Below are 21,391 nucleotides of genomic sequence, written 5' to 3'. Positions count from 1 at the left end.
CCTTTCCTTCCTTCTCGCCTACCGGGTTAGCTGACGGGTTCGGAGCAGGAAGGTCTCCTACGGACTCCTCCGGAGGGGAGTCCGATTCACCCCAAGGGACACTGGGTCCCCGGCTCCCCTGGCTCGCGCCGTACGGGGACTCGGCGATGACTGCCCGGTGCCACTGTTGTGGCGGACTTGTGACGAACAGCCGGACCGACGCTAAACGGGGCAACTTTCAATCGGCAAACAGAACCGCTTTTTTGTGCGGGATGCCACAAGAACCGTGGCGCCAGCCGCGATAAACCGGACATACAGCGGCTCCCGTGGCGCGAACGCCACGGGAGCCGCTTTGTCGATATATGACCTTCCGTCATATGGCGGGGCTAACCGCTGACGACCGTCACCTCACCGATGCCCAGCGCCTTGATGGGCTCGGCGATCTGCGCCGCATCGCCCACCAGGACTGTCACCAGCCGGTCCATGGGGAAGGCGTTGACCGCCGCCGCCGTCGCCTCGACCGTGCCGGTCTCCGCGAGACGGACGTACAACTGCGCCTGGAAGTCGTCGGGCAGGTGCTGTTCCACCTGGTCGGCGAGGGTGCCCGCAACGGCTGCCGCGGTCTCGTACTTCAGCGGCGCCACCCCGACGAGGTTCTGTACGGCGACGTCCCTCTCGTCGTCCGTCAGCCCCTCTGCCGCGAGGGTGCGCAACACCTTCCACAGGTCCTCCAGGGCCGGGACGGTGGAGGCGGTGTCCACCGAGCCGCTGATGGCGAGCAGCGAGGCGCCCGTGGCCCCCTCGGGAGAGGTGGGGGCGGTGGAGCGGAGCACCTGGCCGAAGGCGCGCACCCCGTAGGTGTAGCCCTTCTCCTCCCGCAGAACGCGGTCCAGACGGGAGGTGAGGGTGCCGCCCAGGCAGTACGTGCCGAGCACCTGCGCGGGCCACACCCGGTCGTGCCGGTCGGCACCGATACGGCCGATGAGCAGCTGCGTCTGGACGGCACCGGGGCGGTCCACGATCACCACGCGGCCGGTGTCGTCGGCGACGATCGGCGAGGCCTTCAGCGGCTCGGCCGTCGAGCCGCTCCAGGCGCCGAGGGTGTCGGCGAGCGCGGCGTCCAGGTCGATGCCGGTGAAGTCACCGACGATGACCGCGGTGGCCGTGGCGGGCCGTACATGGGCGTCGTAGAAGGCGCGGACAGCCGCGGCGTCGACGCGTCCGACGGTCTCCTCGGTGCCCTGGCGCGGCCGCGACATCCGGGATGTGGCCGGGAACAGCTCCTTGGACAGCGCCATCGCGGCGCGCCGGGCCGGGTTGGCGAGCTCGTGCGGGATCTCGTCGAGACGGTTGCGCACCAGCCGCTCGATCTCGCTCTCCGGGAAGGCGGGCGCGCGCAGCGCGTCGGCGAGCAGGCCGAGCGCGCGGTGCAGCCGGGACGCCGGCACTTCGAGGGACACCCGTACACCGGGGTGGTCGGCGTGTGCGTCCAGTGTGGCGCCACAGCGTTCCAGCTCGGCGGCGAACTCCTCGGCGTCGTGCTTGTCGGTGCCCTCGGACAGGGCGCGCGCCATGATCGTGGCGACACCGTCCAGGCCCTCGGGCTCGGCGTCCAGCGGAGCGACGAGGTTGATCTCGACGGCGACGACCTGCTGGCCGGGGCGGTTGCTGGTCAGGAGCGTGAGCCCGTTGGGCAGTTGGCTGCGGTCGGGGGCCGGGAAGGCCCACGGCCTGGGCGCGCCGCCCTGGGGCTGGGGGTGAAAGTCCATGCTGCTCACGGGGGAATCGGCGTGGGTGGTGGCGTCGCTCACTGGTCCGCCTCCCCTTCCTCGGTGTCGGCGGCGTCGGTCGGCTCGGTGGGCTCGTAGACGAGCACCGCGCGGTTGTCGGGGCGCAGCCGGGCCTTGGCGACCGCCTGCACCTCCTCTGGGGTGATGTCCAGGACACGCTGCACGGCGCTCAGCGCGAGCTGCGGGTCGCCGAACAGGACGGCGAAGCGGCACAGTTCGTCGGCGCGGCCGCTGACCGTGGCCAGCCGGTCCAGCCACTCGCGCTCCAGCTGGGCCTGTGCCCGCTCCATCTCCTCCGGGGTCGGGCCCTCGGCGGCGAACCGGGCCAGCTCCTCGTCGACCGCGCGCTCGATGCCGGGAACCTCCACGCCGCCGGACGTCTTCACGTCCAGCCAGCCCAGCGAGGGTGCGCCGGCCAGCCGCAGCAGCCCGAAGCCGGCCGCCACGGCGCTGCGGTCGCGCCGCACCAGCCGGTTGTACAGGCGGGAGGACTCGCCGCCGCCCAGGACGGTCAGCGCGAGGTCCGCGGCGTCCGCCTCACGGGTGCCGTCGTGCGGCAGACGGTAGGCCGCCATCAGGGCCCGGGCGGGAACATCCTCCTCGACGACCTCGCGCAGCTCGCCGCCGATGACGTCGGGCAGCGTGCCGTCGCGCGGCGGCTGCTTGCCGTCGTGCCCGGGGATCGAGCCGAAGTACTTCTCCACCCACGTCAGCGTCTGCTCGGGGTCGATGTCGCCGACGATCGACAGGACGGCGTTGTTGGGCGCGTAGTACGTCCGGAAGAACGCCCGCGCGTCCTCCAGGGAGGCCGCGTCCAGGTCGGCCATCGACCCGATGGGTGTGTGGTGGTACGGGTGGCCCTCCGGGTACGCCATGGCCGTCAGCTTCTCGAAGGCCGTGCCGTAGGGGACGTTGTCGTAGCGCTGGCGGCGCTCGTTCTTGACGACGTCGCGCTGGTTCTCCATGGAGTCGTCGTCGAGCGCGGTCAGCAGCGAACCCATCCGGTCCGCCTCCAGCCAGAGCGCGAGCTCCAGCTCATGGGCGGGCATGGTCTCGAAGTAGTTCGTGCGCTCGAAGCTGGTGGTGCCGTTGAGCGAACCGCCGGCACCCTGCACCAGCTCGAAGTGGCCGTTGCCCTTCACCTGAGCGGAGCCCTGGAACATCAGGTGCTCGAAGAGGTGAGCCAGGCCCGTACGGCCCTTGACCTCGTGCCGGGAGCCGACGTCGTACCACAGGCAGACCGCTGCGACCGGGGTCAGGTGGTCTTCGGAGAGCACCACGCGCAGGCCATTTGCCAGCCGGTGCTCGGTCGCTGTCAGGCCGCCGGAGCCGGCTTGTTCTGTGGCCGTGTGACCCATGGGCATGTACGTCCCTTCGATCCGCTTGCGAGGAAGTTCTGTCACTGTATGCAAGCGGATCGGCATCTGGCGAAGTTCCCGTGCGACCGGCCCCGAACGTGCGTCGCCCTCGGCCCCCGCAGGAGCCGAAGGGGGGAGTCGCGGTCGGCGTTGTCAGTGGGGCGGTCCACAATGGTCCGCGTCAGACTCACACATACTCGCGGGTCGATCGCCAGCTGGTTGACCCGGCCAGTTGACCGTTGGTCCGATGTCGCCCCCGACCTCGGCAGTAGACGCAGCAGAAGGAGCCGCAGCCGCGATGGCCCGCCGCAGCACGAAGACCCCGCCGCCGGACGACTTCGAGGAGAGGATCCTCGACATCGACGTCGTCGACGAGATGCAGGGTTCCTTCCTCGAGTACGCGTATTCGGTCATCTACTCGCGCGCCCTGCCGGACGCCCGCGACGGTCTCAAGCCCGTGCACCGCCGCATCCTGTACCAGATGAACGAGATGGGGCTGCGGCCCGACCGCGGCTACGTCAAGTGCGCCCGCGTCGTCGGTGAGGTGATGGGTAAGCTCCATCCGCACGGCGACGCGTCCATCTACGACGCGCTGGTGCGCATGGCGCAGCCGTTCTCGATGCGGCTGCCGCTGGTCGACGGCCACGGCAACTTCGGTTCGCTGGGCAATGACGACCCGCCGGCCGCGATGCGGTACACCGAGTGCCGGATGGCGTCCGCGACGTCCCTGATGACGGAGTCCATCGACGAGGACACCGTCGACTTCGCGCCGAACTACGACGGCCAGGAGCAGGAACCGGCCGCCCTCCCCGCCGCCTATCCGAACCTCCTGGTCAACGGCGCGTCCGGCATCGCGGTCGGTATGGCGACGAACATGCCGCCGCACAACCTCGGCGAGGTCATCGCCGCCGCCCGCCATCTGATCAAGCATCCGAACGCCGATCTCGACACCCTGATGCGCTTCGTGCCGGGCCCCGATCTGCCCACGGGCGGCCGGATCGTGGGCCTCGGCGGCGTACGGGACGCGTACGAGAAGGGCCGCGGCACGTTCAAGATCCGTGCGACGGTCGCGGTGGAGAACGTCACCGCCCGCCGCAAGGGCCTGATCGTCACCGAACTCCCGTTCACGGTCGGCCCCGAGAAGGTCATCTCGAAGATCAAGGATCTGGTCGGCTCGAAGAAACTCCAGGGCATCGCGGACGTCAAGGACCTCACGGATCGTGCGCACGGCCTGCGGCTGGTGATCGAGATCAAGAACGGCTTCAACCCCGAGGCCGTATTGGAGCAGCTGTACAAGCTCACGCCGATGGAGGAGTCCTTCGGCATCAACAACGTCGCGCTGGTGGACGGCCAGCCGCTGACGCTGGGCCTCAAGGAGCTGCTGGAGGTCTATGTCGACCACCGCTTCAACGTGGTGCGCCGGCGCAGCGAGTTCCGGCGCGGCAAGGCCCGTGACCGCCTCCACCTGGTCGAGGGCCTGCTGACGGCCCTGGTGGACATCGACGAGGTGATCCGGCTCATCCGCTCCAGCGACAACAGCGCGCAGGCCAAGGAGCGGCTGATCGAGCGGTTCTCGCTGAGCGACATCCAGACGCAGTACATCCTCGACACCCCGCTGCGCCGTCTGACCAAGTTCGACCGTATCGAGCTGGAGTCGGAGCGTGACCGGCTTCAGGACGAGATCGAGAAGCTGACGCGGATCCTGGACTCGGACGCCGAGCTGCGCAAGCTGGTCTCCGGCGAGCTGGCCGCGGTCGCGAAGAAGTACGGCACGGACCGGCGGACGGTCCTGCTGGAGTCGGCGGGCACCTCGGTCGGCGCGGTGCCGCTGGAGGTCTCCGACGACCCGTGCCGGGTGCTGCTGTCCTCCACGGGCCTGCTGGCGCGTACGGTCACCGGGGATGTGGCCTTCGACGTCGACGCCAAGCGCGTCAAGCACGATGTGATCGTCTCGGCGGTGCCGGCGACGACCCGTGGCGAGGTGGGGGCGGTGACGTCCCTGGGCCGGCTGCTGCGGATCTCGGTGATCGACCTGCCGCAGCTCCCGGAGACCGCGGCGGCGCCCAGTCTCTCCGGTGGTGCGCAGCTCTCGGAATTCCTGACGCTGGAGGACGGCGAGGAGCTGATCTGTCTGACGACGCTGGACGAGTCCTCGCCGGGCCTGGCGCTCGGCACGGAGCAGGGCGTCGTCAAACGGGTGGTGCCCGACTACCCCGCCAACAAGGAAGAGTTGGAGGTCATCACCCTCAAGGACGGCGACCGCATCGTGGGCGCGGCCGAGCTGCGCACCGGCGAGGAGGACCTGGTCTTCGTCACCAACGAGGCCCAGTTGCTGCGCTATCCGGCGTCGCAGGTCCGGCCGCAGGGCCGGCCCGCGGGCGGTATGGCGGGCGTCAAGCTGGGGGAGGGCGTGAAGGTGATTGCGTTCGCCGCGGTCGATCCGGCCTCCGAGGCCATGGTGTTCACGGTCGCCGGCTCGCACGGCACGCTGGACGACTCGGTGGCGACGGCCAAGCTCACCCCGTTCGACCAGTATCCGCGCAAGGGCCGGGCGACGGGCGGTGTGCGGTGCCAGCGGTTCCTGAAGGGTGAGGATCTTCTGACCCAGGCGTGGGTCGTGCCCGCTCCGGTACGGGCCGCGGATGCCAAGGGCTCCCCGGTCGAGCTGCCGGAGGTGGATCCCCGGCGGGACGGCTCGGGTGTGCCGCTGACGAAGTCGGTGGCGGCGATGGCCGGGCCGGTGTAATCAGGCGCGGTGACAGAGGTGGGTGACGCCGTCGGGCCGGTGGAGAGCCGGCCCGACGGCGTCACTCGTGGTCGGATTCCTCGCGTGCGGCCACGTACCGCAGGATGCCCCACATGCTGTTCTGATCGGCATCCGACGGTGCGCTCTCACGGCAGTTGTCGAGCTCCTTGCGCAGGGCCGGTGCATCGATACCGCTGCCGATCATGACGAGCTGGGTGCACCGCTCCTCGTCCTTCGGCCAAGGTGCGGGGTAGAAGCGCAGGAAGTCTCCGACGGCATGCACCGTGAACTTCTGGCGGTTCTCCGGTACGTCGAAGTGGACGAAGCCCTTGATGCGGTAGAGGCCGGCCGGGCGGCTGTCGAGGAAGTCCATCAGGCGACGCGGGTGCAGTGGCTCGGCGGAGGTGAACTCCACGCTCTGGTAGGCGGCGTGGAGGTGGCCCGCGTGGTGGGCGTGGTCGGGGTGGCCGCACGGGTCAGGATGGTCGCAGTGGTCGTCCGAGCCGAGTGTGGGGTCCTTGTCCGCCGCGATATCACGCAGCAGGTCCTCGAAGGACAGCTGGCGCACGGCCGCGTCGTGGTCGTCCCCCGGCCCGCGGTCGAAGAACAGCTCGGGATCGACCCGCCCGTATGCCGTGCAGATCACGGGCCGGCCGGGAGCGAGGTCCGCGAGTGTGTCCATGAGGTGCTGCCGTGCCGCGTCGCCGATGCGATCGGCCTTGTTGAGCACCACGATGTCGGCGATGCCCACATGCCGGTCCAGTTCGGGGTGCCGGATCCTGGTGTCCTCGAACTCCGCGGCGTCGACGACCTCGATCAGCCCGCCGTAGACGATCCGGTCGTTGTCGCTGGCGAGGATCATGCGGATGAGTTCCTGCGGCTCGGCCAGTCCACTGGCCTCGATGACGATCACGTCGATACGGGCGGCGGGGCGGGCGAGCCGCTCCAGGTAGGTGTCCAGTTCGCTGGTGTCGACCGCGCAGCACAGACAGCCGTTGCCGAGCGAGACCATCGAGTCCACCTGGCCGGCGACGGTCATGGCGTCGATCTCGATACTGCCGAAGTCATTGACGATCGCGCCGATACGGGTGCCGTCGCCGGTTCCGAGCAGATGGTTGAGGAGCGTGGTCTTGCCCGATCCGAGGAAGCCCGCGAGCACGACGACCGGGATCTGTTGCGTGGCCAAGGGAGCGCCTCCATGGTGCGGGTGGCGGGCCGCGCGGACCGGCGGCGGACGAGCTGTCGATCGTAACGGACCGCCGGCGGCGCGGGCTCGGCTCGGGCCCCGCGCCGCCTACGGCCTGCCGCGCTAGCGGGACGCAACGACGGGCAGCGGCTGGGGCGGCGGCGGGCCGACGTACCGGGCCGCGGGACGAATGATCTTCGAGTCCTCGGCCTGCTCCAGAATGTTGGCGCTCCAGCCGACCACGCGGGCCGCGCAGAACGTGGGCGTGAACATCTCGCGCGGCAGCCCGCACAGCTCCATGACGACGCCCGCGTAGAGCTCCACGTTGATGTGCAGCTCACGGCCGGGCTTGAGCTCGGCCAGCAGCTCTTCGACCCTCGCCTCCACCTGTACGGCGAATTCCACCAGCGGCCCACCGAACTGCTCGGCAATGCCGCGCAGCATCCGGGAGCGCGGGTCCTCGGTGCGGTAGACGGAGTGACCGAATCCCATGATCCGGTCGCCGCTCAGGACGCGGTCACGAATCCAGGGGTCGATGCGGTCGGGTGTGCCGATGGCGTCGAGCATGTCCAGGGCCCGGCTGGGCGCACCGCCGTGCAGCGGCCCGGAGAGCGCGCCGACGGCACCGACGAGGCAGGCCGCGAGGTCGGCGCCGGTGGAGGCGATGACCCGTGCGGTGAAGGTCGAGGCATTGAAGCCGTGGTCGATGGTGGAGATCAGATATGCCTCGATCGCCCGCACCTGTTCCGGCTCCGGCACGTCGCCGGTGAGCATGTAGAGGTAGTTGGCGGCGTGACCGAGATCCGCGCGAGGCTCGATGGGCTGCTGTCCTTGGCCGAGCCGGTGGAGCGCGGTGATCAGGGTCGGTACGGCGGCGCAGGCGGCGAGCGCATCGGCGCAACGGCGGTCGGCGTCGATGTCATAGAGCGGCCGGAAGCCGGCCGTCGCACCGAGCAGCGAGAGCGCAGTGCGCAGCCCGGCGAGCGGGCCGGAGAGCGCACCGGCACGGGCGAGTGCGGGCAGCGCGTCACGTATGGCCGCCGGCAGCGTACGCAGAGCGGCGGTCTCCGTCCGGAAAGCAGCAAGCTGCGCCGCGTCGGGCAGCTCGCCGTGCAGCATCAGGTACCAGACGTCCTCGAAGGTGCGGGCCGTCGCCAGCTCGACGGCGGAGTACTGGCGGTAGTGGTAAAAGCCCTCGATGCCCCGGACGTCACCCAGCTGGGTCTCGGTGACGATGACGCCCGCAAGCCCACGGGGCGCGTCGATCGGTGTGTTCGCCTCGGCGCTCGGCATGGCTGTTCTCCTCGCTCTTCCTCACCCAAATATTGATCTGACTGTCTATGCTTGACTCAAGTATTGTCAATATTGATTCAATCAATGTGGATGAGCCTGGATACGGTGACCCCATGGCGGATCGAGACACGGCGCAGGACACGGGCGGACAGCGACTGAGCACCCGGGAGGCAGCCGACCGGCTGGGTGTGAAGCCGGAGACCGTGTACGCCTATGTCAGCCGCGGCCAGTTGAGCAGCCGCCGCGAGGCGGGCACCCGCGGCAGCACCTTCGACGCGAAGGAGATCGAGGCGCTCGCCCGTCGCGCCGGCCGCCGCGAACCGACCGCCACCAGCGGCGAGTTGGCGGTCCGCACGAGCATCACACTGATCGACCGAGACCACTGTTACTACCGCGGCGTGGACACCTCGGAACTCGCCACCCACTACAGCTACGAGGAAGTCGCCGCATGGCTGTGGACCGGTGAGATGCACCCAGGCATCCGCTTCACGGCGCCGCAGGACGCGCTGTCGGCTGCCCACCACGCCGTAGAGGCGCTGCCGACCGACAGCGGCCCGATGGACCAGCTACGAGTGGCCGTGATCGCCGCGGCGGCTGCCGACCCGCTCCGCTTCGACCTGTCCGAGGACACCGTCATCGGTACCGCCCGCAGCCTCATCCCAGCCCTTGTCGACGCCTTGCCGTCGCGCGCCTCGAACCAGCGCGCCGCCGACGCCCTCGCCCCACGCCTCTGGTCGCGGCTGACCTCGCAACCGGCCGACGGCGCAGCATTGCGCGTTCTGGACGCCGCACTGGTCCTGCTCATCGACCACGACCTCGCCGCTTCGACCTTCGCTGTACGGGTCGCCGCCTCCGCCCGCGCCCATCCGTACGCGATCGTCTCGGCCGGCTTCGGAGCGCTGGACGGTGTGCTGCACGGCGCGGCGAGCGGACTCGCCCACCGGATGCTGCTGGAGGTAATCGACCGGGGTAGCGCGGCTGCCGTTGTCGCCGACCACCTGCGGGCCGGCCGCCGGGTACCGGGCCTCGGCCACCGCCTCTACCCGGGCGAGGACCCGCGGGCCCGCGCCCTGTTCCGACTTCTCGAAGACGTACCGCGGGCCCGCCCCGCCCTGCAGGCCGCCCGCCAAGTGATCAGCACCACGGCCCGGCACGCGGAGCTGCACGCCAACGTCGACCTGGCGCTGGCCGTGCTGACCGTTTCGACGGGCATGCCGGCCGAGGCAGGTGAAACAATCTTCGCGATCGCCCGCACCGCCGGCTGGATCGCCCACGCCCTGGAGGAATATGCCGAACATCCCCTCCGCATGCGCCCCAGCGGCCAGTACTACGGCCCCCGCCCACCCCAGCCGCTGCCGTGACCGGAGGGGCTAGGGGACGGGACGGCTCGGGAGGAGCCGGCACTCCGGTCGCACTCACACCATGAGGCCTGTCCAGAGGACGTCGCCGAACCTCACACCACGGGGCACTCGCCGTCGCCGCGGAGCATTTCGTTCGCCATCGCCCCTCTGGACACCCACCCGGAAGCCGACACGGGGCGAATGAGGTTAGGCTCACCTATGTGAGTACCTGCGCCACCGCTTCCCGTGAATCGGCCGAATCTCTCGCCGGGACTGCGGCCCCTGCCCGGACCTGGCTGCTCATTGAGCAGACGGGGCCGTGGGGTGCCCATGCGCTGACGGACAGTCACCTCGACCCTGACGTCGGCCGGGCCTTGGAGGCCGCGACAGAGGGGACGGGCGTACGCGTCGCCCTGATCCGCCGGCCGGGACGCCATGCCGACCGCCACGGCGCCTCCCGACGCAGGATGTTCCTTGCGCACACCGCGCCGGGGCGCTCCTGGATCCGTACGACCACCGTCACCGACCCGCGGGCGGCCCTCGGGCTGAATTTCACGGCCCTCGGAGCGGGAGAGCATCACGGCCTCTGGGAGCCGTACATCGGTGAGCCGCTGGTCCTCGTGTGCACCAACGGTAAGCGGGACCGCTGCTGTGCCCTGCTCGGCCGCCCGCTCGCCGCCGAGCTCGCCGCCGGTGGGATCGAGGCCTGGGAGGTCACCCACATCGGGGGCCACCGCTTCTCCCCCACCCTTTTCGTTCTCCCCTACGGCTACGCCTACGGACGAGCCTCGGCCCCTCTGATCAAGGAGGCCGTGCAAGCGGCGCGCGACGGGCGGGTCACGCTCGATCACACCCGTGGCCGCTCGGCCTGGGAACGACCGGGTCAGGCCGCCGACCTCGCGGTCCGCGACCTCATCGGGGAGGACCTGGCGGACGCACTCGACGTCGTACGGACCGACACGATGTGGCCCGAACCGAAGGCGGCCGACCGGGTGGCGCCCGGTAGCGCGCCCGCTACCGGGGCCTCCCCCGCCTGGGCGGTTACCGTCGCGCACTCCGACGGTCGCATCTGGCGGGTCGTTGTCGAACAGCGGGCCGACGGTGCTGCGGCGCCCGCCAGCTGCGGTGCGCCGCTCGGTCCACCGGCCCGCATGGCGGTTGCCTCCATCACTGCGGCGATCGGCATGCCGCACAGGACGGCCCAAGCCACCGGCAGTTGACTCGGCGCGCTCCTCCGGGCGCTCGCCGGACACCTCGCCGTGCCCCGTTTCCGCCTCAGAAGGCAGATGCGGGACCTCGTCCGTGCCGAGTCGATGCTCGTCCGGAAGCCGACGGCCGCTCCGGCCGCATGACGTCCCGCCGGTCGCCCGAACATCGTCCTGCAGCGGGCGGCTGCGCCAAGACCACGTGAAGCGACAGACGAAACGCACCGACCAGCTGCGTCGAGGCCGTACACCCTCAGCCCATCGACCGCGCAGCACACCACCCGCCTTCCTCCACGACTTGCACCACGCCCCGTAGCCATCCCCCGTCGACCGCATGACCGCTCCCTCCCGCGCACCGCGGTGCGCCTCGTCCTGCCGCCTCGGCCCCCTCGCCTCCAGCGCGAGACCGACCCCCACGAAATTCACCGAACGAGGCTATGCGCGCACACTCCGCAATCGAAAGGCCTGTGGATAACTCCCCTCGCCCCTGCCTCGGCCCCATGACGCGCACTTGACCTGCGCCTCCGCCGCTGAAGCCTGGCATCGCCAGCGGTCGGTAGATGACGGTGGCGTCACGCATCGACAATCCCCCGCGGGGGGGCATGGGCGGCGAGCCGCAGCATCGGCCTGTGGGTGGTTGCCGTGCCGTGTCGTGGCTGATCGTGACCGTGTGGGCGTTCTACGTGCTTGCCTCCGGCTGGGCAACAGCGGAGGCGGGTGGCCACGGGTCGCGATCGGTCGGAGTCACCTTCGAGTCGCCGCCCGGACACCCTCCGAATTCGCCCCGTCAGGGATTACCGGCCTGACCATCCCCACGCTTACTGTTCGTTCGTATGGGCGAGAAGGAAGCGTCGATTCCCCGCCCGAGCGCCCCAGAGCCCTCGGGTTCCGTGCCGCTTCCCGCCGCCGCGGCGACCTCCGACACCACGTCTGGCAAGCCGGGCAGCAGCACGCACACGACCGACGGTCAGGCGGCGCCCGAAAACCCGGCTCCGGCCGACCACACGTCGGCCGCCCGCACACTGCGTCGCACGAGGCCGCGGCTGGGCTGGCCGCAGCGGGTGTTCTCCCAGGTGCTCATGGTGCAGCTAGCCATCGCCGCCGGAGTCACGGCCCTGGCGACCGGTCTGTTCCTCGCGCCACTCAGCGCTCAGCTCGACGATCAGGCCATGCGCCGTGCTCTCGCCATCGCGCAGACCACCGCCGCCGAGTCCCGGCTCGACAACGCCCTGGAGTCCTCCCGTCCAACGCGCCACGGCCCCGTACAGAACGAGGCGGAGCGGATTCGTGCGGCCACCGGCGCCGAGTACGTGGTGATCATGGACAAGCGGGGTGTGCGCTGGTCCCACACCGACCCGGACCAGATCGGACGCCACGTCTCGACGGACCCGAGCGCGGCGCTCTCCGGCCAAGAGGTGATGCAGATCGATGACGGCACCCTCGGTCGGTCCGCACGTGGCAAGGTCCCGCTCCGGGATGAGGACGGCAAGGTTGTCGGCGCCGTCTCCGTCGGCATCGCGTACGAGAGCGTGCGGGACCGGTTGCTCTCCACCGTCCCCCAGTTGCTCGCCTACGCCGGCGGAACGCTCGCCGTGGGTGCTCTCGCCGCCTACCTCGTCGCCCGCCGGCTCCAGCGCCGCACTCACGACCTGGCGTTCTCCGACATCTCCGCGCTGCTCGTCGAGCGAGAGGCAATGCTGCACGGCATCCGCGAGGGGTTCCTCGCCCTCGACAGAATGGGCCGCATCCGCCTGATGAACGACGAGGCACAGCGCCTCCTGGACCTGCGCGCCCAGGACACCGGCCGCTCCCTGGAAGCGGTCCTGCCGCCCGGCCGTACGACCGACGTTCTGGCCGGCCGCGTATCGGGGGCGGACCTACTGGCCGTCAGCGGGCACCGGGTCCTGGTGGCGAACCGCATGCCGACCGGCGACGGCGGAGCCGTGGTCACGTTGCGCGACCGGACCGAGCTGGAGCGGCTGGGGCGCGAACTGGACGGCACCCGTGGCCTCATCGACGCCCTCCGCGCCCAGGACCACGAGCACGCCAACCGGCTGCACACCCTCCTCGGCCTGCTCGAACTCGGTCTGCACGAGGAGGCCGTGGCGTTCGTGACGCAGGCCGTGGGCGTACATCACGCGACCGCCGAACAGGTCACCGAGCACATCCACGATCCGCTGCTGGCCGCCCTCCTGGTGGGCAAGGCCACCGTCGCCACCGAGCGCGGCGTCTCCCTGAGCATCTCGCCTGCTACGCACCTGCCTGACCGCCTGGTCGACCCGCACAGCCTGGTCACCATCCTCGGCAATCTCGTCGACAACGCACTGGACGCCACGTCGGGCGAGCGCGACGCACAACTGGAGGCGGAGGTCCGCGCCGACGGCCGGACTGCTGTCGTCCGCGTGAGCGACAACGGACCGGGCGTGCCCGAGGGCCGTCGTGCAGAGATCTTCACCGAGGGCTGGACGACCAAGGAACCGCCGGCCCACGGGCAGCGCGGCATCGGCCTGGCGCTCGTACGGCGCCTCGCTGAACGCTACGGAGGCAGCGTCGAGGTCGGCGAGCGCCCCGGTGGCGGTGCGGTGTTCACCGTGACGGTCCCCGACGCACTGTCCGATGAGCTTTCCGAGGCGCAGGAAACAACCCGCCGGGAAGCAGTCACGGACACCCATCCCACGAAACGGGCCGAGGGAGGCGCTTGCCGCCCCGAAGGCGCCACGGAGGCCGACCGATGATCGACGTACTGGTGGTGGACGACGATGTGCACGTCGCGAAGATCAACGCAGCGTATGTCTCCAAGGTCGAGGGCTTCCGTGTCAGCTGCCTCGCGCACTCCGCCGCCGAGGCTCTTGCTGCCCTTGAGACCCATCCCGTCGATCTGATCCTTCTGGACCATTACCTCCCCGACAAAACGGGGCTCCAACTGGTCGGCGACCTGCGGCGGCGCGGTCTGCTCACCGACGTGATCATGGTGACGGCGGCCCGTGACATCGCCACCGTGCAGGCCGCGATGCGACACGGCGCGCTGCAGTACCTGGTCAAACCGTTCACCTTTGCGGGCCTGCGCTCCAAGTTGGTGGGTTACGCAGCGCTGCACCGTACGTTTGCGGGCGGCGGGCAGGCGGAGCAGTCCGAAGTGGACCGGATCTTCGGTGCGTTGGGAGCCGCCAACGCGGGACCCGCCGAGTTGCCGAAGGGTCACTCCACCGCCACTGCTGACCGAGTGCGCTCGGTGCTGCGCTCCGCGGACGCGCCGCTGTCGGCGCAGGACGTGGCCGTCCAGGCAGGCCTGAGCCGACAGACCGCCCAGCGCTACCTGAAACTGTTGGAACGCGCCGGGCGGGTGCGCCTCACGCTCAAATACGGCGAGACCGGTCGCCCAGAGCACCGCTACGAGTGGGTCTAGTCAGGAGACCGAACCCTACGTGCGCGCGGACGGCAGCGGGTGGAGGGAACGCGATGCACACGGGGCAAGGCGCGGCAGCCACGCACCGCACGGCTGCCGCGCCCTGACACGCCCGTCCCCGCTCCAGGGTCAGGGCCTGCCCGCCCCTGACCCTGGAGCGGCACCCTAAGCCGCCCCCGCCCCCGTGAGCGCCCGTACCTCCGTCTCCGCATGCCGTGCCTCGTCGGCGGCCTGCGGGGAGAGCACCGTTCCCAGCCAGCCCATCAGGAATCCCAGCGGAATCGACACCACACCGGGGTTGTCGAGCGGGAAGAGGACGAAGTCCATACCGGGGAAGAGCGACTCCGGGCTGCCGGAGACCACCGGTGAGAGTACGACCAGGGTGATCGCCGGAATCAGGCCGCCGTATACGGACCAGACCGCGCCCCGGGTCGTGAAGCGGCGCCAGAACAGCGTGTACAGCAGGACCGGAAGGTTGGCCGATGCGGCAACGGCGAAGGCCAGGCCCACCAAGAAGGCGACGTTCAAATCCTGGGCGAGCAGGGCGAGGCCGATGGCCACCGCGCCGACGGCCACCGCCGCGACGCGCGCCACGGCCACCTCGGCACGCTGGGCGTCCTGCGGCGTGCCGCGCGGGCGCCGCAGCGAGGCATACAGGTCGTGGGCAACGGAGGCCGACGAGGCGAGCGTGATGCCGGCGACCACCGCCAGGATGGTGGCGAACGCGACGGCGGCCACCACGGCGAAGAGCACCGTGCCGCCGGTCGAACCGGCACCGCCTCCCAGGTCGAGGGCCAGCAGCGGGACTGCGGTGTTGCCGGCCGTATTGGACTTGCGGACGGCATCGCTGCCGAGCACTGCCGCGGCGCCGAAACCGAGCACGATGGTCATCAGGTAGAAGCCACCGATCAGGCCGATGGACCAGACGACCGAGCGACGGGCGGACCGCGCCGTGGGGACGGTGTAGAAGCGGGAGAGGATGTGCGGCAGCCCGGCCGTCCCCAGAACGAGCGCGATACCGAGGCTGATGAAGTCGAGCCGTGAGGTCCAGTCGTCGCCGTATTTGAGGCCAGGGGCGAGGAAGTCGCCGCCGTGGCCGCTGCGTTCGGAGGCGGTGTTCAGCAGCGCGTTGAAGTCGCCGTGAAAACGGACCAGTACCAGGACGGTCAGGGCGATGGCACCTCCCATGAGGAGCACGGCCTTGACGATCTGGATCCAGGTCGTGGCCCGCATCCCGCCGAAGGCGACGTAGACCACCATCAGGGCACCGACTCCGATCACCATCCAGGTACGGGCCTGCTGGCCCGCGCCCCCCAGGAGCAGGGCGACCAGGCTGCCGGCACCGACCATCTGCGCCACCAGGTAGAGCACGGACACGGTGACAGAGGCCGTGCCTGCCGCGATACGGACGGGTCGCTCCCTCATCCGGGCGGCGACGACATCGGCGAGGGTGAACCTGCCGCAGTTGCGGACCAGTTCGGCGACGAGGAAGAGGACGACGAGCCAGGCGACGAGGAAGCCGACCGAGTACAGCAGGCCGTCGTAGCCGAAGAGGGCAATCAGCCCGGAGATGCCCAGGAAGGACGCGGCGGACATGTAGTCACCCGCGATGGCGAAACCGTTCTCCATGGGAGAGAAGAGCCTTCCGCCCGCGTAGAACTCCTCGGCGGAGCCGTGCCTGCGGCGGCTCACCCATGTGGTGATCGCCAGGGTGACGGCGATGAACACGCTGAACAGGACCAGCGCAAGGGTCTGGTGGTCGTCGGTCACCGGACGTTCCCCCCGGTGAGTTCCTGGGTCTCCCAGCGGATGTCGAGCGCCGCGCTGTCCCTGCGCAGCCGGGCGTGACGGGCGTACGCCCAAGTGAGCAGGAATGTCGTGGCGAACTGGCCGAGGCCGGCGAGCATCGCGACGTTCAGTGCGCCGGCGACACGGTGGGCCATGAGGCCGGGCGCGGCCGTCGCCGCAATCACATAGGCGAGGTACCAGGCCAGGAAGACCGCCGTGCCGGGCAGGACGAACCGCCGGTAGCGGCGGCGCACCTCCTGGAAGGCCGCGCTTCGTTGCACCGCCAGATAGATCTCGTCGTGTGGCGCGGGCCGCTGCTCCGGTACCGGTAGTGGTGCCGAGGGGGATGGCTGCTTGCGGCCCCACTCGCCCGTCGCCTCCGCCCCGCCGTCCAGTTCGCCCCACCCGGAGGTGAGTGCTTCATACCAGGGGTCATCGAGCCGTACGCCCCCTGGCTCGCCGGCCGAGTGGCCGTCCTGCTTGTCCACCGAACTCTCCTTGGTGCACGGGTCTGTTGTCCGTGCGTCCCAAGGTTGGACAGAAAGGAAGATCCTGGACTCTTCATTCCGAACCCTTCACCCCATCAGGTGATGGGCCGTCCGGGAGGCTGCGCAAGGCCGTGGCGGTACGCGTAGTGGATGGCCTGGGCCCTGTCCCGCAACCCCGCTTTGGCGAAGAGGTTGTTGATGTGGGTCTTCACGGTCGCCGGGGAAACGTGCAGCGTGCGGGCGATTTCCGGATTGGACTGGCCCTCGGCGACCAGCCGCAGCACCTCCACCTCGCGGGCGGTCAGGCCGTCCGGGGGCTCGTCCGGCGGTTGCGGCAGGGCCCGTACGGGCTCCGTGAAGCGCTCCACCAGCCGGCGCTGGATCTCGGGGGACAGACCGGCCTCGCCCGAGAGCACATCGTCGATGGCGCGGACGATCTCATCGCCGTCCGCGTCCTTGGTCAGGTAGCCACGCGCGCCGGCCTGCAGGGCAGGAAAGAGCGAGTCGTCGTCCGCGTAGGTGGTGAGCACCACCACCTGGGTACCGGGGTGCTCGGCACGGATACGCCGGGTGGCCTCGACGCCGTCGCAGCGCGGCATCCGCAGGTCCATCAGAACAACGTCGGGGTCGAGTTGGGCGACAAGGCGGACCGCGTCCTCACCGTCCGCTGCCGACCCCACGACCTCGATACCCGGCAATAGCCCCAGCAGCATCACGATTCCCTCGCGCACCACCGTCTGGTCATCGGCGACCACGACCCGTGTCGCTGTGTGTGTCGTCACGCAGGCACCCGCAGCCGCACCACGAAACCCTCCTCGTCGGGGCCGGAATCCAGCGTTCCGCCGAGGAGTTCGGCGCGCTCCCGCATCCCGAGCAGACCGTATCCGGAGCCGCTCCTCGCTAGCTCGCCAGGCTTGCCGCGGCCGCCGAAGTCGCGCACTTCGAGCCCGACGCCGTCCCGCGCGTACTCCAGCCGCACGTCCACCCGGGCCCCCGGGGCGTGCTTGCGTACGTTCGTCAGCGCCTCCTGGGCCACTCTGCGGACCGTGAGTCCCGCCTCGGCCGACAAGGCGCGACCCTCACCCTTCACCTCCAGCCGGACGCCCTCAGCGGCCGTCAGGCTGCGCAGGAAATCCTCGACCGGGACCATCTCCCCACGCAGCGCGGAAAGCGCCTCACGGGTGCCGTCCAGCCCTTCACGGGCCATCCCCCGGGACGCCACCACCCGGCCCAGGAGCTGATCGCGGTCGGCCTCGAGGTCGGTGCTGCGCTGGATCAGCAGCCGGGCCGCCTCGAGATGCACGAGCTGGGCGCTCAGGCTGTGGGCGAGGACGTCGTGGATCTCACGTGCGATCCGCCCACGCTCGGTGAGCGCCGCCGATTCCGCCTCCGCCGTGCGGGCCGCCCGTTCCTGGGCCAGCAGCCGCTGGGCGTTGCCGCGCGCCTCGGCGTCCAGACGTACGACATAACCCGCCAGCCCCAGGCCCGCAGTGGTCGCGGCGGTCGCTATCCAGTTGTCGTGACTCACCACTGCGTACGCGCCGAGCGCAACGGTGGAGCACGGCACCGCGACGCTCAGCGGCAGCCGTTCCATGGCAGTGATGGCGCAGGCGCACCACAGCACGATCGCGGGCGCCCGCGCTCCGGTGGACTCGAAGCCGAAAGCCGCGGCTTCGAGTACGGCGAACAGCCCGATGGAAGGCCACAGACGGTGGTCCGCCGTCATACGGAAGAAGCCGCGGAATGCCAGGAAGGTGGCCGCCATGCCTGCGCACGCCGCCACCAGGCTCCAGCCTGTGAAGCCCGGCCCCGTAAGGGTGATCCATACCAGTCCGGCGACCACCGCGGCACGCACCGCCCGGCCGATCCACATCCGGGCGTCGCTGATGCCCTCACGGGACAGCGACTCCCGCAGGGGCCAGCTCGTCCAGGAGTTCAGCGTCACGAACGGTCCTCCCGAGGGCGCGCGCGGGGCGTCAGCCCGCGACAGGGACACGGTACGTCTGCTGCACGGCCCGGGCCCGCAACGTGGTGACACCGGCACGGGTCAGCAGCATCGCCGCAACGGAGAGCATGGTGGCCGCGCTGCTCTGGTGGATACCCATGGCCGCGGCGATGCCCATGAGGCCGACCCGTAGCGCCATGCCGCAGAACCACACACCGGCCGCCGCCCAGCCTCCCTTCGCCCACACCGTGCCGTCCGCTTCCGTCCAGAGGCGGGTGGTCCAGGCCCAGCCGGCGCCGCAGGCCAGCCCTATCAGGATCTCCACGCCGAGCAGAACGGCGGAGGCCGTTGGGGGCTCGGCGTCCATCAGGCCGGGCTGCCGCACCGACATCACCGTCAGGACGACCGGAATCAGCCACCACTTCTTGCCCTCCGATGTGACGCGCTGTGCCTTGAACTGCTGGACGATCACCCATGCAACTGCCGCAGTGATCACAACGATGTTGAGCAAGCCGCTCATGACCTGGCCCTCCGTGGGACGGGGAAATCGACCTTTCCGACGCTATGGAGCGGCGCTGACGGCCGGATCGGAGCCAGGGTGGGGGCCGGGTGGAAATGGCGACGGGCGCCTCTCCACCCAGGGGTGGAGAGGCGCCCGTCGGGAGCTGCGGCCGGCTCAGGTGTCGATGCGCGAACGGTCCAGAGTGGACGCGGAGTTGGTGATGAACTCCTTACGGGGGGCGACTTCGTTGCCCATGAGGAGGTCGAAGGCCTTCTCCGCCGCTTCGAGATCGCTGATGTTGATGCGGCGCAGGGTGCGGTGGCGCGGGTCCATGGTCGTCTCGGCGAGCTGGTCGGCGTCCATTTCACCCAGGCCCTTGTAGCGCTGGATGCTGTCCTTGTAGCGGACCTTCTTGCGCTGGAGCTCGAGCAGCGTCTGGCGCAGCTCGTTGTCCGAGTACGTGTAGATGTACTTCTCCTGGCCCTTCTTGGGGTTGATCAGTTCGACGCGGTGCAGCGGCGGGACGGCGGAGAAGACCCGGCCCTGCTCGACCATGGGCCGCATATAGCGCTGGAAGAGGGTCAGCAGCAGGCAACGGATGTGGGCGCCGTCGACATCCGCGTCGGCCAGGAAGATGACCTTGCCGTAGCGGGCGGTGTCGATGTCGAAGGTGCGGCCGGATCCGGCCCCTATGACCTGGATGATGGAGCCGCACTCGGCGTTCTTGAGCATGTCCGAAACCGATGACTTCTGGACATTCAGAATCTTGCCGCGGATCGGCAGCAACGCCTGGAATTCCGAATTCCGGGCCAGTTTCGCGGTACCGAGCGCCGAGTCACCCTCGACGATGAAGAGTTCACTGCGGTCGACGTCGTCGCTGCGGCAGTCCGCGAGCTTGGCCGGCAGCGAGGAGGACTCCAGCGCCGTCTTCCGCCGCTGGGCCTCCTTGTGCTGACGGGCGGCGATACGTGTCCGGGCCGCGGCGACGATCTTCTCCATGACGGCGCGCGCCTGCTGCTTGTCGTCCCGCTTCGTGGACGTCAGGAACGCCTTGAGTTCCTTGCTCACCACCTGGGCGACGATCCGCGAGGCGGCGGAGGTGCCGAGCACCTCCTTGGTCTGGCCCTCGAACTGCGGCTCCGCGAGTCGTACGGTCACGACGGCGGTGAGGCCCTCCATGGCGTCGTCCTTGACGACGTCGTCCTCGGCGACGCGCAGCAGCTTGCTCGATCGCAGCGCCTCATTGACCGTCTTGGCCACCGACCGCTCGAAGCCGGATACGTGGGTGCCGCCCTTGGGCGTCGCGATGATGTTGACGAACGACTTGACCGTCGCGTCGTAGCCGGTGCCCCAGCGCAACGCGATGTCGACGCCCAGTTCCCGGGTGACCTCGGTCGGTGTCATGTGGCCGCGGTCGTCGAGGACCGGCACGGTCTCCTTGAAGGTGCCCTGTCCGGTCAGCCGGAGCACGTCGCAGACGGCCTTGTCCTGCGCGAGGTACTCGCAGAATTCGCTGATGCCGCCGTCGTAGCGGAATGTCTCTTCACTCTTGCCGGCGCCGTCGATGCCCCGCTCGTCACGGACGACCAGGGTCAGGCCCGGCACGAGGAACGCCGTCTGGCGGGCGCGGGCGTACAGGGTCTCCAGGGAAAGCTTGGCGTCCTTGAGGAAGATCTGCCGGTCGGCCCAGTAGCGCACCCGGGTGCCGGTCTTCGTCTTGGCGATCCGCTTGCCCTTGAGCAGGCCGTTGCCCGGGTCGAACGGGGCATCCGGGCCCGATTCGGTGAAGATCCCGGGGACGCCGCGGCGGAAGCTGATCGAGTGCGTCTTGCTGCTGCGGACCACCTCGACGTCGAGCCGCGCGGAGAGGGCGTTGACGACCGAGGCGCCGACGCCGTGCAGACCGCCGGAGGCCGCGTACGAGCCGCCGCCGAACTTTCCGCCGGCGTGCAGCTTGGTCATCACGACCTCGACGCCGCTGAGACCGGTCTTGGGCTCGACGTCCACGGGGATGCCGCGGCCGTTGTCCCTGACCTCCACCGACCCGTCGTCGTGGAGAATCACCTCGATGTGGTCGCAGTAGCCGCCCAGCGCCTCGTCGACGGAGTTGTCGATGATCTCCCACAGGCAGTGCATCAGGCCGCGACTGTCCGTCGAGCCGATGTACATGCCTGGGCGCTTTCGGACGGCCTCGAGCCCCTCGAGGACAAGCAGATGCCGCGCGGTGTAGTTGGAACCGTCCCGGTCTGCCCCGGTCAGCACTGCGGTGGACGGCACGGACATCTCGGCGGTCACGCGGTTCGCTCCTCGCTGAATTTCTGGCAGTCCGCATTCCGCGGACTCTGTTGTGGCGGTGTCGCCCGTC

At 69.9% G+C, this 21,391-nt stretch carries 15 protein-coding genes and 1 riboswitch; of the genes, 5 read left to right on the top strand and 10 right to left on the bottom strand.

Translation table 11 applies throughout. From position 1 onward, the window contains the following. Positions 1 to 156: riboswitch (cyclic di-AMP (ydaO/yuaA leader) on the bottom strand. A gap of 209 nt (positions 157 to 365) precedes the next feature. Both K7C20_RS27580 and K7C20_RS27575 read right to left on the bottom strand, forming a co-directional pair. Beyond that, entirely contained in the window at positions 366 to 1,748 is a 1,383-nt protein-coding gene (locus K7C20_RS27580; RefSeq protein WP_053210053.1) for a M16 family metallopeptidase, read from the bottom strand. Positions 1,749 to 1,786: 38 nt separating this feature from the next. Beyond that, positions 1,787 to 3,127, bottom strand: coding sequence for a M16 family metallopeptidase (locus K7C20_RS27575; RefSeq protein WP_053210047.1), 1,341 nt, complete (start codon positions 3,125 to 3,127; stop codon positions 1,787 to 1,789). A 298-nt stretch (positions 3,128 to 3,425) separates the two neighbouring features. Here K7C20_RS27575 and K7C20_RS27570 point away from each other — a divergent pair, with 298 nt between their 5' ends. After that, positions 3,426 to 5,873 (top strand): DNA gyrase/topoisomerase IV subunit A, encoded by a 2,448-nt coding sequence (locus K7C20_RS27570; RefSeq protein ID WP_053210046.1) that lies wholly within the window; start codon positions 3,426 to 3,428, stop codon positions 5,871 to 5,873. A 61-nt stretch (positions 5,874 to 5,934) separates the two neighbouring features. On the opposite strand, the gene K7C20_RS27565 is transcribed toward K7C20_RS27570, so the two are convergent. Beyond that, the gene (locus K7C20_RS27565; RefSeq protein ID WP_030078392.1) at positions 5,935 to 7,059 is read right to left on the bottom strand and encodes a CobW family GTP-binding protein; all 1,125 of its coding nucleotides are present in this window, start codon (positions 7,057 to 7,059) and stop codon (positions 5,935 to 5,937) included. Positions 7,060 to 7,182: 123 nt separating this feature from the next. Next, positions 7,183 to 8,352: a citrate synthase/methylcitrate synthase gene (locus tag K7C20_RS27560; RefSeq protein ID WP_053210045.1), complete on the bottom strand. Its 1,170-nt coding sequence runs from the start codon at positions 8,350 to 8,352 to the stop codon at positions 7,183 to 7,185. A 113-nt stretch (positions 8,353 to 8,465) separates the two neighbouring features. Between K7C20_RS27560 and K7C20_RS27555 the strand changes: the two genes are divergently transcribed. The 4 genes from K7C20_RS27555 (at position 8,466) to K7C20_RS27540 (ending at position 14,303) form a co-directional block, all read left to right on the top strand. Next, positions 8,466 to 9,713 carry a citrate synthase gene (locus tag K7C20_RS27555; protein WP_053210044.1) on the top strand — a complete coding sequence of 416 codons (1,248 nt, stop codon included), beginning with the start codon at positions 8,466 to 8,468 and terminating at the stop codon, positions 9,711 to 9,713. 200 nt (positions 9,714 to 9,913) lie between these two features. Further along, positions 9,914 to 10,912, top strand: coding sequence for a sucrase ferredoxin (locus tag K7C20_RS27550; protein WP_030078384.1), 999 nt, complete (start codon positions 9,914 to 9,916; stop codon positions 10,910 to 10,912). A gap of 1,064 nt (positions 10,913 to 11,976) precedes the next feature. Then, positions 11,977 to 13,632, top strand: coding sequence for an ATP-binding protein (locus tag K7C20_RS27545; RefSeq protein ID WP_048829043.1), 1,656 nt, complete (start codon positions 11,977 to 11,979; stop codon positions 13,630 to 13,632). Next, positions 13,629 to 14,303 (top strand): DUF7342 family protein, encoded by a 675-nt coding sequence (locus K7C20_RS27540; protein WP_030078380.1) that lies wholly within the window; start codon positions 13,629 to 13,631, stop codon positions 14,301 to 14,303. Before K7C20_RS27545 ends, K7C20_RS27540 begins: the two co-directional genes overlap by 4 nt. A 165-nt stretch (positions 14,304 to 14,468) precedes the next feature. On the opposite strand, the gene K7C20_RS27535 is transcribed toward K7C20_RS27540, so the two are convergent. From K7C20_RS27535 to K7C20_RS27510, 6 genes are all read right to left on the bottom strand, one after another. Beyond that, complete coding sequence (locus K7C20_RS27535) at positions 14,469 to 16,073, bottom strand: solute symporter family protein (RefSeq protein ID WP_030078378.1); 1,605 nt, start codon at positions 16,071 to 16,073, stop codon at positions 14,469 to 14,471. Next, positions 16,070 to 16,579 carry a DUF485 domain-containing protein gene (locus K7C20_RS27530; protein ID WP_053210043.1) on the bottom strand — a complete coding sequence of 170 codons (510 nt, stop codon included), beginning with the start codon at positions 16,577 to 16,579 and terminating at the stop codon, positions 16,070 to 16,072. The genes K7C20_RS27535 and K7C20_RS27530 overlap by 4 nt, the downstream gene beginning before the upstream one ends. A gap of 95 nt (positions 16,580 to 16,674) precedes the next feature. Beyond that, positions 16,675 to 17,361 carry a response regulator transcription factor gene (locus tag K7C20_RS27525; protein WP_030078372.1) on the bottom strand — a complete coding sequence of 229 codons (687 nt, stop codon included), beginning with the start codon at positions 17,359 to 17,361 and terminating at the stop codon, positions 16,675 to 16,677. Then, positions 17,358 to 18,524, bottom strand: a complete 1,167-nt coding sequence (locus K7C20_RS27520) for a sensor histidine kinase (protein WP_030078369.1) — start codon at positions 18,522 to 18,524, stop codon at positions 17,358 to 17,360. The genes K7C20_RS27525 and K7C20_RS27520 overlap by 4 nt, the downstream gene beginning before the upstream one ends. A gap of 31 nt (positions 18,525 to 18,555) precedes the next feature. Beyond that, entirely contained in the window at positions 18,556 to 19,044 is a 489-nt protein-coding gene (locus tag K7C20_RS27515) for a hypothetical protein (RefSeq protein WP_030078367.1), read from the bottom strand. Between the two features lie 156 nt (positions 19,045 to 19,200). Continuing rightward, entirely contained in the window at positions 19,201 to 21,321 is a 2,121-nt protein-coding gene (locus K7C20_RS27510; protein ID WP_030078365.1) for a DNA gyrase/topoisomerase IV subunit B, read from the bottom strand. Positions 21,322 to 21,391: the final 70 nt, after the last annotated feature.

Origin of the sequence: Streptomyces decoyicus (assembly GCF_019880305.1) — a bacterium.
In the GTDB taxonomy this organism is placed as follows: Bacteria; Actinomycetota; Actinomycetes; order Streptomycetales; family Streptomycetaceae; genus Streptomyces; species Streptomyces decoyicus.
Note: the sequence above shows the minus strand (reverse complement) of the source record. Positions and strands in the feature narration are given on the sequence as shown.